The 17,229-nt window shown below is 52.6% G+C and carries 9 protein-coding genes and 1 pseudogene; all 10 read left to right on the top strand.

Features of this window, described 5'->3' with window-relative positions:
• Positions 1-37: 37 nt before the first annotated feature.
• The 10 genes and pseudogenes from AD659_RS06425 (at position 38) to AD659_RS06380 (ending at position 17,228) form a co-directional block, all read left to right on the top strand.
• Complete coding sequence (locus AD659_RS06425) at positions 38-1,486, top strand: APC family permease (protein ID WP_053119422.1); 1,449 nt, start codon at positions 38-40, stop codon at positions 1,484-1,486.
• 121 nt (positions 1,487-1,607) lie between these two features.
• Positions 1,608-2,318, top strand: coding sequence for a haloacid dehalogenase type II (locus AD659_RS06420; protein ID WP_053119419.1), 711 nt, complete (start codon positions 1,608-1,610; stop codon positions 2,316-2,318).
• 137 nt (positions 2,319-2,455) lie between these two features.
• Positions 2,456-2,566 (top strand): annotated as a pseudogene (locus tag AD659_RS29060) (XRE family transcriptional regulator); the annotation flags it as partial.
• Positions 2,567-3,183: 617 nt separating this feature from the next.
• Positions 3,184-4,047, top strand: a complete 864-nt coding sequence (locus tag AD659_RS06415) for a phospholipase D-like domain-containing protein (RefSeq protein WP_231987679.1) — start codon at positions 3,184-3,186, stop codon at positions 4,045-4,047.
• A gap of 70 nt (positions 4,048-4,117) precedes the next feature.
• A complete protein-coding gene (locus tag AD659_RS06410; RefSeq protein ID WP_053119415.1) occupies positions 4,118-8,137 on the top strand; it encodes an NACHT domain-containing protein in 4,020 nt (1,339 codons plus the stop codon).
• A gap of 81 nt (positions 8,138-8,218) precedes the next feature.
• On the top strand, positions 8,219-8,491 hold the full coding sequence (locus tag AD659_RS06405; RefSeq protein WP_053119413.1) for a hypothetical protein: 273 nt from the start codon (positions 8,219-8,221) through the stop codon (positions 8,489-8,491).
• Positions 8,463-9,212, top strand: coding sequence for a hypothetical protein (locus AD659_RS06400; RefSeq protein WP_153043981.1), 750 nt, complete (start codon positions 8,463-8,465; stop codon positions 9,210-9,212). The genes AD659_RS06405 and AD659_RS06400 overlap by 29 nt, the downstream gene beginning before the upstream one ends.
• A gap of 324 nt (positions 9,213-9,536) precedes the next feature.
• Entirely contained in the window at positions 9,537-9,797 is a 261-nt protein-coding gene (locus AD659_RS06395) for a hypothetical protein (protein WP_053119410.1), read from the top strand.
• 826 nt (positions 9,798-10,623) lie between these two features.
• Positions 10,624-15,684: an ATP-binding protein gene (locus AD659_RS06385; RefSeq protein ID WP_053119406.1), complete on the top strand. Its 5,061-nt coding sequence runs from the start codon at positions 10,624-10,626 to the stop codon at positions 15,682-15,684.
• Positions 15,685-16,427: 743 nt separating this feature from the next.
• A complete protein-coding gene (locus AD659_RS06380; protein ID WP_053119404.1) occupies positions 16,428-17,228 on the top strand; it encodes a Hachiman antiphage defense system protein HamA in 801 nt (266 codons plus the stop codon).
• Position 17,229 lies beyond the last annotated feature (1 nt).

Genomic DNA, 17,229 nt, shown 5'->3' with positions numbered 1-17,229 from the left:
CTACGGCGACTGCCTCATCCTATAAGGTCAAGAAAACATGAGTGTACCTCTCCCGGTCAATAGCTCCACGGAGCTCAAGCGTGGGGCCCTGGGTGTCGGCTTCATCATCTTTTTCGTGGTTTCGGCGGCGAGCCCCTTGAGCGTCATCGCCGGCGGCTTTCCCATCGGCATCATGCTGGGCAACGGCGCCGGCACACCGGCGTTGCTGATCCTGGCCTTGCTGGTGCTACTGGCGTTTTCGGTGGGCTACACCACCATGTCCCGGCACGTGACCAACGCCGGCGGATTCTATGCCTTCACCTCCCGTGGCCTGGGTGGCCTGGCCGGTGGTGCGGCGGGCGTGCTGGCAATGTTTGCCTACAACATCCTGCAAGTCGGGTTGTATGGGATGTTCGGTGGCGTGGTCAGCGGCACGATGGAAAGCGTCTTCGGCCTGGTATTGCCCTGGTGGTCGTACTCGCTGATGGCGATGGCCAGTGTCGCGATTCTCGGCTATCGCAAGATCGATCTGTCCGCCCGGGTGCTGTCGGTCATTGTAATCGCCGAGTACCTGGCGATCCTGCTCCTGGATTTCGCGATTCTAAGGACCGGTGGCGACAGCGGCATCAACCTCGACGCGTTCGATCGCCGTCACGTGTTCAGCGGCACGCCGTCCATCGGCTTACTGTTCTGCTTTGCGGCGTTCATCGGCTTCGAGGCCACCACCATCTACGGCGAAGAAGCCAAGAACCCACAACGTACCATCCCGATTGCCACCTACTGTTCGGTCTTGCTGATCGGTGGTTTCTACGCGCTGTCGGTCTGGTCGATGGTCATCGGCGTTGGGGCGGACAAAATCGTCTCCACGCTCCAGGCCTTGCAGGACCCGACGACGTTTATCTATGGCATGTCCGACCACTTTGTCGGCCCGCACCTGACCCAGGTCATCCGCGTGCTGTTCATGGTCAGTATCTATGCCGGGCTGTTGGCCTTTCATAATGCCGCGGCGCGTTATTTCTATGCCATTGGACGTGACGGTTTGCTGCCCAGCCGGTTGGGCACCACCCACCGCGTCCACCAGAGCCCGCACATGGGATCGGCGTTGCAGAGCCTGATCTCCGCCGTGGTAGTGCTGATTTTCGCCGCCATGGATGCCGATCCGATCCTGCAACTGTTCGCCTGGCTGTCCAACCTGGCGACGCTCTGCGTGATTTTGCTGATGGCGCTGACTTCCGCCGCGGTCTGGGTCTTTGCCCAACGCCACCCCGAACTCAAGCTGGGGATCTGGCGTGGGCGGATTTTTCCTGGTTTTTCGTGCGTGGCGTTGTTGGCGGTCCTGTTTATCGCGGTGGTGCATTTCGATGTGCTGACGGGTGCGAGCAAGGCTTTGTCGTATGGCCTCTGCGCGATCATTCCGGCGGCGTTGCTGGTGGGTGTGTTCCTGGCGGCGCGACTGCGCAAGGTGGAGCCGCAGCGGTATCGGGTGTTGGGGAGTCATAAGCTCTAGGCGCCTGCGCCGTATCGATGGCGCTTGAAAAGGATAAGGCTAAGCTCATTGAGTTCCCGCGCTCCAGTGCCTCAGCGACCGCTGTACCAGGCTGGACCGTTAATAACAGAGGAGTCTTGTAATGACGCTTCCACGAGCGTTGGCATTTGATGTGTTCGGTACCGTGGTTGACTGGCATTCAGGCATCGCACGTGAGGCGAGTACATTCGTGTCGACCTACCTGCCCGCGGTCAGCCCAGCAGAGTTTGCAATGCAATGGCGCCGGTTGTATGCGCCAGCGCTGCGCGAGTGCATCAAGGGGCATGGAGGCTTCGTTGTCCTGGATACATTGCACCACGAGACGCTGGTCCAGTTGTTGAGGACTTACGGCCTGGACGTCGACCAGGTTGCTCCCGAGGTCTTGCACACGCTTGCCCATGCCTGGCGTCGCCTGGACCCGTGGCCTGACGTGGCCGAGGGGCTGGCCCTGTTGCGCCGACGCTTTGCGGTGGTGACCTTGTCCAATGCCAATGTGGCCTTGATGATCGCCATGAACCGGTACAACGGTTTGCAGTGGGACGCGCTGCTGGGGGCGGAATTCGCACAAACCTATAAACCGGATCCTGCCGCGTACCTGTCCACGGCAAAGGCGCTGGATTTGAAACCCAATGAACTTTGCCTGGTGGCCTGTCACCACAGCGATCTTGCAGCCGCCAGGGATTGTGGCCTGATGACGGCCTATGTCGACCGCCCCATGGAATATGGTGGGGCACCGGCCCCCGATGCCGCCGACGGCCAGGATTGGGATTGGCAGGCGGATAGTTTCATCGACCTTGATCGCAAGCTCGGGTGATTTGCCTGATCGAGTGCTGACTCAAATCAGAAAGCGATAAGGCCCTGATTCAGGGAATTAAGTCGCTTGATAGGGCGCTATTTAATTCTATAATTTTGTGAATTAACTGGCACAAAATGGGCTAGATACACACTACGTTGGATTTAAGCTTCAGCAAGCCGAGCGAGGTCGTCAAGCGCCTCTGCGATCGCTTGCGCACAGAGCGCTTGGCGCCGGACATGACACAAGCCGACTTGGCCGGGCGTGCCCTTAAGGCATAGAGGTACTCGAACACGATCAGCGGGCGACCGGTCAAGGCAGTCGTGGAAACCAGCGTGCCCCATTGCCATCGCTCACCCCAGCCCTCGTAGAAGAACTGAGGCCAATCAGGGGATTCAAACCATCCAAAGCATGCCCTCAGATATGCTCCCAACGTAGCAATCCACTGGAAGTGGATGGATTTCCATGGTCTATCACAAGTCAGAAATGATCAGGTTGCCCCCCCGCCCGAAGACGCCTACAGACTCTCAGGATCGCCGAAGAACATTTTGACTAGGCTCTAGCGCAGTATTTTCAGGTCGGGAAAACAAAAATATGCCCCCATTTTTGCCCCCAGTAGCGCGGAATATGCGGACGATCGAAATTTACCAAGCGATGTGCTCACCGTCACACCGGCATTTACCATCACAATTCACAGGAGTGCCTTCAATTGTTCGTTCGCCCTGATCAGTACCAGTCGGTAGTAGCCACAATAGTCGCCGAAGAGCCGCGCTTGGACGTCGCGGTAGCATTCTGGGGGGAGGGCGCCGATGTACACATCCACCCTGAGATCTCCAAGCCCATCCGGATGATCGTTAACTTGCGCAGCGGGGGTACGAACCCTTGGATGATCAAAGGCCTGATAAAAAAGGCGAAGAAGAATCCTCAGATCGAGATTCAACAGTGCGACCGCCTGCACGCCAAGGTGATCGTAGGTGAAGCGAACCTGGTTTTAGGCAGTGCCAATCTCAGCCGAAATGGCCTTGGTTTGGAAGGGCAGGAGCTCGCTCACTGGCTTGAGGCGGGGATCCACACAACCATGACTGATGAAGTGCGTGCTGCTCAACAATGGTTCGAGCAGCTCTGGACATCAGCTGAGACTCGGGTCATCACCGACGATGACCTCAAAGCTGCCATCGTTGCCTATAACCGCAATCGGAACGCAAGACCTGACTACTCGCCTAAGGGGCCATTCACGTTTGCCAAATATCTGCCGCACGAACTCGAGGTGCGCGATGCCTATGCACTGATTTACAACTCTCGCCCCTGCAAAGAGGCCGATGAGGCCGGTGATCGTTACCACCAGCAGGTTGTCGCAGAGCAGGGGGGCGAGAAAGGCCGTAGACCCAGCAAGCACTGGAATTTCGAATCCTGGCCCAATGCTCTCGACACTACGGGGAAGTACGAGTACCTATGCCTTTTCCTTGAGAGTGACGGGGAGCTGGTGGTTGATGGAGTGTGTAGGATGACCGCCCTGCGAATTCCATTTGAGTACGGTGAGGAGGGTGGTGAAGGGTGGGTCGACCTGGCCAGGCCAACATCAACCTTAATGGGACATAGCCTGAAGCGGGCTCAGCGTGAGGCGCTCGCGCTCGAACTGGGGCCCAGCATCAGCGATATTTGGGAAGAGGCTGAAATACTCGAGGAGGGTGCGCGCAGAATTCACCTGAGCGAGATTGCACGGATCCTGGCACGGCACACCGCCCAATGACTCCATTTACCCGAACCAGACCCAGCATCTTGTATCATGCCGGGTTCGATTGAGCCTGGCCCGTCCCCACATGACCATTGCCCCACTTGACCGCCTCATAACGACCGGCACTGCTGTTGATCAAGCTAGAGATGCTCGGCCGCTGAGCAGCCTGCTTAGCGAGCCATTCATTGTGCTCCTCGGTGCCCCTGGTATGGGCAAGTCCGTGGCGCTCAGCCAGCTGGCCCAGCTGGAAGGGGAAACCTACCACCAAGCATTCGCCGTGGTTGAGCAGCAATTTACACCCGGTTCGACAATCTATATCGATGCGCTTGATGAGATTCCGGTGGACGAGGCCAAGAGCATCGCAAGGGCATTACAGCGCACTCCGGACGTCAGGTGGCGGGTAAGTTGCAGGGCTGAAAGCTGGAATGAAGGCGGGCGCCTCAGTCAGGCTTTCGGTGATAAGGGGGCTTCAACTGGTGTAGCCCCTGCAGTTGCCCAATTGCTTCCTTTAACGGAGCTAGAGGCAGTCAGAGTGCTTCAAGCGTTCGGCTGCGCTGATCCGGCAGCACTCCTCGCCAAGCTGGAGGTGATACGTTCGACGGCCTTCGCGATGACGCCTCTGGGTTTGAAATTCCTTACAAAGGCCAATATAGAGTCACCCAGCGAGTTGACGCGATTCGAGCTCTATCAGTCCGGCGTTGAGCACTTGGCGTTTGAGCACAACAATACCAAACAGGAAGATGGCCAGCGTGCCACCCTCACGATGGAGGCCAGGCTCGACATTGCCGGCCGCGTCGGCCTGGCACTGCTGTTGTCAGGCAAGCATCGGATCAAACTTTCCGTTTTTACAGATGACACCGCGGTCACTTGTGACGACTTGAGGCTTGACCGCACTGCATTGACAGCAGTGTTGGATAGCGCGTTGTTTATCAAAGCCGGGGACGTGTTCCAGCCGCTTCACCGCAGCATTCAGGAATTCCTCGCCGGACGCTTTCTCGCAAGGCTTGTCGCTAACGGGACTGGCAATTCTAAGCTCCCGGCTGAACGCGCGCTGGCGCTCATCGTGTCTGCAGATGGCTTACCTGCTGACGGAATGCGTCCCCTCTACGCGTGGTACGCAGGACACCTGGTCAGCTTCGGATACCCAGATGAAGCAATGAGACTGGCACAACTAGACCCGGATTCATTGCTTCTACACGGCGACACGGCAAAGTTGCCCGTCGACGTGAGGTTAACGGTTCTCAGGGACGTGGGTTCTAGAGACCCATTCTTCCGGTGGGCGCCTCACCAGTGGGCACCAGCAGAGATCACAACGGTGGGCCTCATCACTGCCGACATGCTTACCCAGGTGATAGGGATGCTGACCGGGGAAACGTCGGGCTACCGCATCAATATGCTTTTGGAGGCGCTGTCTGTAGGTAAGCCTCATGCTGCAGCATCTGATGCCTGCTGGGGCATGGTAGTGGGTCAAGCCGCGGTTGAGTGGTGCCGGCGTGCAGCCGTCTCAGCCTGGCTCCACTGCGCTCGGCCCTCCGTTGAGGAGATTTGGGCGCGAATTGATTGCCTCTGCCAAATGGCGGAACACGATTACGGCAACCTTCGCTCAATGGCCCAACTATTTTGCGCTATCCCTTCAGAGCAACTGAACGTGACTGACGTGGATCGCCTGCTGAAAGTGTTGATGGCGGTGCACAGCACGCTCTACCACGCCTCAAAAATGGTCAGTGCCCCCACCGTTACTATCACCTACGCCCTACGAGATGCTGCATGGCATGTAGCGTCGAGTGCATGGCATGCCTTGATCACTGACGACCCGAAAAGCTGGCGCTTTGCGGCAGGCAAGGGGTCGGTACAGCAAGCTTTTGCCTCGCACCTCGGTTATGCCGTTGTTACGCAGTTTGAGCCAACTGTTGAAGAGTTCGCCTACTTGTTGATCGCAACAGGTTTGATTGTTGGTGATGACTCCTCCTTCAGCCGTGCCGCGCGGGAGTACATTGAATCGCATGGTATGTCAGATGATTTAGTTGCTGAAATCGCCGCTGTTACCGACTTGGAGATTGCTGGTTGTGGCTCGATTGGCATGGGATTACGGGCCCTCGGCATTTCACCCTCTGCAGCGTCGGTAAGCTTGCTCCTGAACTCAAGTCAACTGCTGGCCAAGACAGAGGGCGCTTATGTTGGGCGGCAGGTGGTGGCCTGGGTTCTGCGGCAGGGTGAGGCAACGCCTGACTGGTTACCAGCCTTGCTTACGGCCCATCTAGACCGAGAAGTGGTATCTACGGTCAGGGCCGCTATCACTGCACATGAGGAGGAGCTTTCGATCCTGCAAGCACGTGCAGCTGATAGTGTGGAGGCCCAGCTACGACGAACAATCAAGGCTTGCCAGGCAGCTGAAACAATTACCGATGACCAATTAAGCGAGCTCATGTATTGGGGGGCAGAGATTTATGCTGGAAATACACCCCTGCCTCTCGTGGCTTGCAACGGAACAGAAGCGTTGAACGAAGCCTTCGGCGAGACTCTTGCTGATGTCGTAGCCGACGGGATCGTCGATGATCAATGTTCTCCTGCAGGCGTTCATCTCGCAGCTCAGGCATCATTGCTAATTGACAAGGGCCGTGACCTCATTGGGTTGTCGACCGCAGAAATCACCAGGGTGTACTTGTCCGCCGAGTACCTGAGAAGCTCATACCTCAGAGATAAGCTAGAGCACCAATGCATCTCTTTGCTTGAAAGCGCCTTCCGCACAGAGCCAGAAATGCTCGCTCAGATCTCTCAGGCGAATGACGGATCATGGCGCACCCTACTTGAAAAGCTCGGAGAGAGGCCGAGAGCTGGTGATTTGCAGGCGTGGGCCGTGAAAACCCTTTTACTGCAACCAGACATGGTCGAAAGAGGATTGCTGGATGCGGCACAAAATCTAGCCTGGCTGAACCTTGACCATGATGAGCTAGTCTCCGTTGCTCGTACCTTCATTGACCGCTTGGTCGAGCAGTGCCAACAGCAGCCTCAGGTTAGGCACTATTCCACCCTCATCTCGGATCGACTTCAGTGGGCATACTTCGGCGTTTGCATTGAGCCGGACTTGTTCAGTGATGACTTCACCCGAGCATTGGAGGTGGCCGATGATCATACGATCCACCGTTTGATCGTCGATGACTACCCGCTTAAAGGCTTCAGTACTGAGCCTTCTACTACGATCAGCATAAGCACCCTCTTGATGCAGTTTTTCATCGCCCGATCGCCATCAATGGAAGGGCACTACGATCGTATTAGGGTCGATACCGCAAAGGTGATGAAGTCGATTAGGCTGTCCGGTGAGAGGCAGGCGGAAAGTGAGATTCAGTCGCTGGTTCTCGCTGCGGAGGGAACTGCTTGGGAGCTGCTGCTCAGACATGACCTCGAGGTCTACCGCCGCGATGCCCGGGCACTGGATTATTCATTGATTACCCCGGCCGACTTAGCCAAGGTGATTGACAGCAAAGGCCCCATCAGTGTCCGTGATCTGCGAGCACTGACCCTTATGGTGCTGCGCAAGGTGGCTGCAGAAATCCAGTCTTCGCCACTGAACATCTGGAACCTTTATTGGAATGACGGTGTGCCTAAGCCAGAGAACGATTGCCGCGATATTTTAGCCGATAAACTTCGTGATCGCCTGAGGGTTTATGGTGACTTCGAGGTATCTCCAGAGGTGGCCTCAGCAGGTGGGACTCGGGCTGACATGGTGGTCACGCACGGGACCTTGTCTCTACCGTTCGAGGCAAAGCGTTCAGCCCACAGTCACCTTTGGTACGGGCATAGTGGTCAGCTTCAAACCTATACACAGGCGCCCAGTACTGAAGGGCAGGGGATCTATATTGTCTTTTGGTTCGGGCCCGCGCTGAAGATCCAGGCACCGCCGGAGGGCACCACGCCCGACACACCAGATGCTCTCAAAGCCGAACTTGAGGGACAGTTGCCGGCAGAGCTCCGGGCCATAACGTCTGTTGTTGTCCTGGACCTTACTGACGCAGGCGCTGCGGCGAAAGTACGGAAAGAGTCCGGTTATGAGCAGGGAAAAGCGGACAAACGAGAGAGACGCGCGAGCAGAAGGGTAAAAAAATAGGGATTATGGAGCTTATACGCTCCATCTGCCTATCAAAGTGGAGCGCCCATACTCCAGAATGATTTGATATGGCAGAAAGCCATGCATATTCTTCCGACATTAAAAACGGAAGAGGCCAGCATGGAAAAAGTCGAAATCGGAGAAGAACCATCGCACACTCTGGGCCACTACCTCAGAGACAACTTGAACGCAGCGCTGCTTGTCGGTGGCAAGCAGCGCGAAAGCGGTCGACCTGGACCGATCACCGCGACCTACATTCAGCGCGAAAGTGGAATCGTCCGGAGCACTGTTCGTGCGCTGAAGGCGGAGGGTGGGGTTGAGCCAAATGAGCAACAAATCAGTATTGCCAGATGATCTTGAGCAGCTAGCCAAGCGCTTGCTTGATTCCGCCGGCAGCGTGGGCGTGACCATGATTGAGGCTGAGCTAGTCAGCTTTTCGGAAGGATGCTTTGTGCTGCTCGATCCGGCAGCGATGGCTGCAGCGATATCACTCGATCGCCCCGCCTTGATTTTTTACTCCCAACATCACTTCGATGCACGAACGACGATCAGCATCGAGATAATCAACGCCGGCGGGCGGGAGACCTCGCTCAATCGCAAGAATGCGCTCATGCCGACCATCGATGAATGCCTTGAGGTTCTGCCTGAGGCCTTCAAGTCCAGGGAAGGGCTCGTCCACCGGCTGAGGTACGCATACTCGGCCCATGGCCTGGCCAGGCTCTGCGTGTTGGATGGAGACTGGTACGACGAGTTGACCGACTACCTGGCCGAATTCATCGAAGGGCACCAAGACAGGTTTGAGTCTCAGGTCGCAACCGATGCTGCGAAGCTGGAGTCAGTGTTCGAGGCTTTGGCCATCGAAATTGCCGATGATGAGCGATTCGTGAAGACGCGTGGCCTTAGGAAAAAAGGATTGCTCGTAGAGTCCGTTTGGGGGGATCGAATTCCAAAGGACGAGCAATCCAGGGTCACCCGCCTTGCCCAAGGGGAAGATCCGCAGGATTGGAATTTTGTGCATGTAGTCAGGCAAGCAAGCGATATTGTTGAAAAACGCCAGTTCACTCAGTCGGATTAGTCACGAAGCCTGGTCGGAGTCTGTCTCCATTCAAGCCATTTTATTCCTTTCGTCGCGATCTATTGGGGCTAATGATTCTGAGGGCGTGTGCGTGGTTTGGGCCTACCGCAAGGCGAACGACAAATAGCGGCGGCGCTGACCTCGCCCCAACCAACTGTGAAATGCTCCGCAACATCCTCGAACCCTGTGAGAGTTCAGTAGACTTACCCGACTCTTTGATCATCGTCTGGAGATCGGAGCCTTCTCGATAGGTGATGGAGTACCGCTTCGTCTTCTCGTTTTCTTGCTGGATAAGGGCCTTCGATTCCGGGCTGATGGTGTCGTTTGTCCAAAGCTGCAGGTCTGCTTGAGCTTGGCATAGCCTTCCTCGTGCTTTGCGAAGTCCCGCAGTACCGGGATTCGTTTCATCAACCATTTCTCGACTTCGGCGTCATAACCCTCGCCGGTTGGCAAGTGCCCCTTGCACTCGACGAAAACGATCTCCGTACTCCCGACCTCTACGAACACATCTGCGATGTCATGGATCAGCACATCATTCCGCTAAACCTGGATTTCAATACGGTCTCTGGGCTGGATGCTTGCTAGTGACGACTGCATGTGAATCTCGCGTGGCCAGCCATCCTGATGAGTGATCGTCAGCGTGGGGTGGAAGTCGATGACCATCGCTTCACCGCGTGCATGCTCGTAAGGGGCCAAGCATGCTCTGATGGCTTCTAACCACCTACCAGGAATGGTGCCATCTGCCTGGTAGATAGTTGCGTCCAAGTCAGCTTGGGCTCACTGGTAGCTCGGGGAAGGCCTGAGGCCGCTCCTCAAAGGTCGTGGCTTGAATCGACCGCTGCGCGTGATTGCGCAGTCTTCAGGCCAGGTCAAGCGTCGATTCCCATTAGCTATCCCAAGCCCGGAATGTCAGGCATTATCGATCCAGATCGCTATGGCGATTTGCCAGTGGATTAGGTGAGGCGGAGGTGAAGGATGAAGGACTCATTTTCAAGGCGTCACGATTTCTCGCAGGTCGATGAAGCCGAAATCACTGTCTGGTAAGGCGCACCGCAAGCGCTGCAGGGGTATCTGATTCAATTGAGCTACGAATGTGGTCTCAAACCATCAGACCTGCGCCAAATCATCTGCCAGACCTTGAAGGTCTTGCCTGACAAGCAGAACTGGAGTGAGAGGCTCAATATCCATGAGGAAAACGTTCAGCAGCTTGAGCAGTGCAAGTGGTTCAAGGTGTATGACGTCATTGGCCGGAACGGCCTGCGGAGTAGTATGGTGAGGACGAAGTAGGGCAGTATTAATCCGCCCGATGAGTGTACCGAAGCCTCAGCATTTGGCACTTTAAGTGCGCGTGCCCAGGTGGAAAGTGGTGATTTTTTCGAAATTTCCAATGATTTGGCAAAGGATTGAAATCATGGTGAGCAGTACAAAAAAGCAAAGTAATCCTTTTTCTACTGCTGGAAGTGGCGTGGTTTTTGAGAACAAAATCCAAGCAATTTTCACGCTGGCACTTCTTGCTGATGCTCCGATCCCGGGCCTACCCAATGCAGCACGAGCTACATCCCTGAAGCTCCAGGCAAAATATGATGGTGTCAATACAGACGACTTGGTTGTGGAGGCTGTTGACAATGCAGGCACTCCATGCAGGTTGTACGGACAGGTAAAGCACGAAGTTAAAATTGGAAGTTCGGAAGACTCTATATTTTCTGAGGTTATGACCAGTGCTTGGAAAGACTTTTCAGGAGAGAAATTTAATCCAGAAACAGATTGTATCGCTTTGATCGTTGGCATCCTGCCTAAGAATGATGTCAACAACACTTTGCCAGTGCTGGAGTGGGCCAGGTACTCCAGCAGTGCGGCGGAATTCTTTCTAAAAATTCAAACGAAAGGATTTACTAGTGACACCAAAATAAAACGATTAAAAATATTCAGAGATCAATTGGAGTCCGCAAATGATGGGGTTGCACTAACAGATCATGAATTGTGGAGCTTTTTGAAGGTGTTTTATGTGCTGTCTTATGATTTAGATAGCACAGCCTCGGTTGTTCTAACTTTTGTTAACGCATTGATTTCTTGCTACACAGATCAGCCACCACATGTCGTGATGGCTAGGATTGTCGAGCTTGCGCAGACCTTTAATCAAAATGGTGGAACTATTACCCGAGAGAATCTTCGAGAGCTCGGAGAAATATTCAAGTCAACTGTATCTGCAAAGCTAGCGCAGGATACCCTCAAGCTGAGCGAGCAGGGGAAGTATATTTACGAAGGTATCCGGCACAGTATTCGGGATGTGCATATCTCCCGCAACCATGAAATGGCTAGGCTCGAGCAACTTTTTTCGGAAGGTGGGGTCATTTTCGTCTCTGGCGATCGCGGTGCAGGAAAATCTGCACTAGTAAAACATTTCTTGAGCGAGCGGCTGAAAGATTGCGTGCCATTTTACCTTCGCGCTGAAGATCTAGACAAACCAGGGCTTGCCCAAGTTTTTAGATCGATAGGTCTGGAAAGCACAATCGAGAATATTGCAGGCCATCTCGCACTGATCACAAATAAAGTATTAGTAATTGAATCAATTGAGCGGGTCTTAGAGCTGAAAGATGTAGGAGCGTTTCAGCAGCTGCTATTGTTTATTCAGAGTTCTGGGGGGTGGACTGTAATCTTCACTGGACGAAGTTATAGTGTGCAGCAGTTGACCTTTATTTATCTACAGCCATTCGGTATAAGTTTTAAAACTATTGCGGTAGGTGGATTTACAACTGAGCAGACATCGGAATTGTGTGAGAAAATCCCCAGCCTTGCACCGCTTTTCGCCAACTCCTCAATTTCCACCATTATGCACGTGCCATTTTTTGTTGATTTGGCAGTACGTGCGCAGGCAAATAGTCAAAATTTCTCTGATACCGACTCGGAGTCGGAGTTCCGTAGCAGGGTTTGGAACTCGGTGATTGCAAGAAGCGATAGGCGTGGAGACGGTATGCCTGATCGTAGAGAGAAAACATTTATAGAAATTTCAAAAAAACGTGCCAAGCGTATGGTTTTTGGTGTTCCAGCGAAAGACTTCGATGCTGGTGCTCTAGAACAGCTTGAAGCTGACGATCTAATTCTCCGTGTCCAAAACTCATACGTCAGTCCGAGCCACGACGTGTTCGAGGACTGGGCGCTGGATAAGTTCATTGACCAAGAATATGAGGAACACGCAGATTCTGCTTCGGACTTTCTGAGCGCTATTGGTAACGAACCTGCGATTAAACGTGGTTTTAGATTGTGGATGCTGCGTCGACTTGGGGAAGGTGCGGTAATAGTTGAGTTCGTGGCAGAGATACTTTCCAGCGACTCAATTCCAGACTACTGGAAAGATGAAGCGCTTTCCGCAATACTTCATAGCGATACTCCTAAAGAGTTACTTTATTTAATTAGGTCGATAATAGTTAAAAATGATTTTAATTTGTTTGAAAGGCTGCTGTTTATACTGAGAACAACTTGCCAGCGTCCATGGGAAGGTCCTAGCGCAATTAATTTAATTGAAGGGCTAATGCAGCTGCCCAAAACATTGGTTTTGATCCCGTATGGGCTAGGTTGGGTTGCCTGCTTCGAGTTTGCCTACAACAATCGGCAATCATTGCCTGTCCAGATTGTTAATAGCATTTCTGAAGCTCTGAGCATTTGGGGTGACGGGTATCATTTAGGCTCATGGTCAGACGAGGCTCTCAGGGGATCTGCATTGTTAGCTTTGCATATTATTGAGAGCCAAAAATATGCGTGCTCGCGCGACCAGGTGAGAATCAAACTGATATCAATTGTCCTGAGGCTAGTTCGAGTTGTAAAGGATGACCTTGAAGCGTTATTTGAGCGAGATGTATTTAGCACTGAAGATGGAAACAGACCATCATACGTGAGGTCGTTAACCAAGTTAGCTCTCAATGCTGAAAACTCTGGTTTTCTCTGTCAGTACATACCCGACACAGTCATGCGCCTGGCCTGCTTTGAGTGGTTAAAGGTGGAGCATGATCATTATTATGGTTCTCGAAGAAGTCAAGATTTTGGGCTTGAAAATGACTTTTTGTCTCCTGGGGCAAGTGGTTTAAAAGGTCCATTCCATGCGCTATTAGGATTCCACCCAGACAAGGCGATCAGCTTCATTTTAGAACTCTGCAACTGGTGTACAAATGCCTTGGTTAAATCACAAACACTTGAAGCGGATGAGCCGACAGATTGGTGGGTTTTAGGCGATGAGCTGAAGCTTTCACAAGTTGTTATTAAGTTGAATGATGGCGCGGAAGTTTTACAATGGGTGTCCCCGCAGCTTTGGAACGCATATCGAGGGCTCTCTGTAGTGCCAAGATTGCTGCAGTGTGCGTTGATGGCACTGGAAAACTGGCTGATTCGACAAGCTCAATTAAAGAATAATGATGTAGAGTTCAAGAGGGTTTTCACATATCTTCTCGAAAATAGTTCTTCTGGGTTGATTACAGGTGTGCTGGCCTCGATTGCGGTCGCGTTTCCAAAGAAGGTAGGTAGTGAAGCGCTCCCTATCCTTAGATGTGAGCATTTTTACGGTTTCGAGATTGTAAGGGTTGTCAAAGAATCTACAGTAATGGACTATCCCCGAGTTTCCTTTAGTCGAGAATTGCTTGCAGAACTTTATGTCGATGAGCGCAAGACATCCAATGCGCTCCCTTGGAGAAGCCGTTCATTAGAGAATATTTTATTAGAGATTCAGCTTGATCCCGAACTGCACTCTCATGCCTTGGCCATTCTCGATGAGTTGAAAAAAAATCATTCCGAAAACTCTGAAGCTATCCAGTATATGTTGCATCGTACTGATACTAGAGATATGGCGTTAGTGCAAACTGATGATAAGTATAAATTTGAGCTTAGAGTGGAAAGGCCTCTTCCCGCTGACTTGGAGGAAAAAAGAATTGCACAAAACGCCCAGCGAGCTTTCGACCAACGAATTTATCGTTTGAAGAATTGGGCTGATGCGATTTACGAAAATAGTGCGGCTAACTCCTCGTCATTTGAAACGTACCCGCATGCACTAAGGGAGGCGATGGAGCTACTTGATGATATTTCAAAGGGGGTAGCACGCACCCAAGTGGGAATAATAGCTTGGGGGGCAATTGTAACGACGTCGGTGATTGGGTTACGAGATCATCTTGACTCGTTGTCTGATGAGGAACTTAACTGGATTGTCTCTAACATTGTTGAGGGTCTTCGTGTCGGTGCAAATGATTTCAATGGCATTGCTTCCGCCGGGATGGGCGATATGGGAGGGGAGTCGGCTTGTGCGTTCATAATTCCCAAACTTCTTGAGGTCGTCCATGAAGATGACTTGAGCGCAGTCAAGACTCTTATCGCAACTTGCTTAAGTCATTCGAATGAGTACGTCCGTCTATCCGCTGCCAAGGGCGTGCGTCAATATGTATGGGGCATCGATAGAGAATTCGCATTGGCTTGTTGTGCTTGGTTGATGCGCCTTTCGGAAATCGACCAAGCGTGTCATTCAATGATTAGATCTGGTAGGGGAGGAGTAAAAGGCGAAGAAGCTGTGTCACTAATGGAGTCTTACAGGGAAGAACTTGTATCCGCTGAGTTCTCATCCGATGCAGCACCGCCTGTTTTCGGTGTTAAACATGCTGGGGTGTTACAATTGATACTGCTTATGCAGCCCCTTGAAAGCAATGATGAATATGTAGAAGCTACCGTAAGAGGCGTTGTTAACTGTATCTGTGAGGGCTCTGAAGATGATATTGATCCTTTCGCTGGTCTAGATGCGCAGGAGGCAATGCAGAGATGCTTAGCGGAGCATATACTAGCTTCTGTTTCCGTTAACTTTTCCTCTGTTCGTGATTGGGTTCTTCAAGGCTGCCGGAAAGATCCACATTTTATGTATATGGTTAAGCTGTTCGTTGAATGCGAATTAGAAAAAACCATGTCTTTAGATGCCATTTGGGACTTGTGGAGGCTGTTTATTCCAGAAATGGAACATGCTGCGACGGTAGATCTCAGTAAGTTATCGCGCTCTAAGCAGGAAAGTACTTTAAGGTTTTTTAGAGGAATGATATTTCTCGACTACCCTATGAGGGATAGCCCAACTAAGGGAGAGCTTGAGCGCATAAAAGTTGGAGCGCCTTCTTTTATCGAATTCATACAGCGATTTATTATGAATCCTAGCGTTTTTGAGTCGCTCGCAAAGCACATGCGCTATTACCCAGATCAGTTTTTGCGTTCGGGTGTTCATATAGTGGCAGAAGTTCTTCGTAGTGATCCAGAAATGGCCTTTAAAGAAGGGAATACATGCTATCACTTGGAAATGGCTATGGCGCGTTTCTTAAACGTTGATGAGCGCGGCCCACTGAGTAGAATGCAGCACAAAGACTGTCTCGCCATATTGGACTGCATCGTGAAAAACGGCTCTGCTCGAGCCTATTTTTTACGAGAACATTTGGTAAGTTCGCGAAGAATTTCAAAGTAAGCAGAGGAGTAACTAGCTTGACTTTGTCGGCACGGGCACTGGGAGAATAATGTTAGCAATCCCGCCCCGTGCCACCTACCTGCTGAGGTAGCAGCAGCCCAAATAACCACTAGATAGCGAGGGCGCTGGTGAAGGATGTGGAGCATTCGATTTCTGTTTGTAAGCGTTCGGCAAAGTTACCTTCCGAACTCCAGCATTAAGGGTGATGTTGCCCGCGTATTAAGTGAACACCATGGCCTTCGGCGGCGGAGTTGGGAAGGTGTGGTCGCCGGCCCCTTACAGATGGACCTTAGACTGGGGGTATCATTTTCAAACCATCCAAAGCATCCCCTCAGATTTGCCCCCTTCAGATGGCTTGCGGTAGTTCATAAGTGGGGGGAGGGGGGCTCACATTGCTTACCTCTCAGTCGGGAATGACCAGCAGCGTCGGATAGAGCTGTCTACGGTGCTGCGAATTTTTCAGTCCGACGATGATTGATCTGCGAGCATCTGGATATTTATACAGCTATTGCGCAACCTCCGACGATTTGCACCAAAAATTGTCTCCGTTGTTGTTTACCGCTCCCGTCAATCACGCTAACTTGCGGTAACGCTGGCACAGTGCCGCTATCGGTCATCCCTGACTAGATCTCACTCGCGCGCACAGCTGCTCAGCTGGTGCCTACCCTTAATCAGGGCGGGATCATTGATCGCGCGCGGCAACCGCAAGAGGATTCTGCGGTTTAGTGTTTGTAGGAAGTGTTATGGATGGCGTGAGCTTCAAGCAGGTAGACCAGTATGCCCTGTGTTGTGTCGAGAATTTTTCTGATGAGCTTAAGCTCGCGCTGAGGGAAAACCTCACCCGTATCTGCCATGGTGCTGATCAGGCCAGCAAGGACAGGGCGATCTACAAATACCCTGCGACGATTAAGCACTTCTGGAACGAGCGCTATTCCAAGAAAACTTGGGAAACCCGGATTGGTATGCTGGGTGAGCTCCTGTCTCACGTCATCATTCTGAAGCTCTTCCCCAACTTCGATGTGGTCTCCCCGTTCTTCAATATGGAAGAGAAGAGTATCCGGAAGGGCTTCGATCTCCTCCTATACGAGACCTCAACCAACAACGTCTGGATCACCGAGGTCAAGTCGGGCGGCAGAGGGGCGGACAAGACTTCTTGCTCGGCCACAAGTGCGCAATTGCGTTTGGCTCGGGATGACCTCAAGAGGCGTTTGGCTGAGCCGGAGCTCAATCACTGGCTCAACGCGATCAATGCCGCGAAAAATGCGATCCACGACAAAGCTAATTACCGGGACTCGGTTATTGAGATCTTGGAGATGGAAGGTGATTTGGCTGAAGAAGACGGGGCGAGTGCTTCGGACAACAATGTGTTTCTGGTCTCTGCCCTGTTCAGCGAAGTGTCCCAGGCTATCGCCGAAAATACCGTGTCAAAATTCACCACCAAGCTGGTAGCTGAAGCTGTGTTCAAAACGGTGTGGGTGCTGTCCCTCCACAAAGGCACCATGGAAAAGCTGGAAGAGTTTTTGAGGCAGGAGGCGGAGCAGTAGC

Source organism: Pseudomonas thivervalensis (assembly GCF_001269655.1).
GTDB classification, from domain to species: Bacteria; Pseudomonadota; Gammaproteobacteria; order Pseudomonadales; family Pseudomonadaceae; genus Aquipseudomonas; species Aquipseudomonas thivervalensis.
This window is presented reverse-complemented; position numbering and strand designations above follow the sequence as displayed.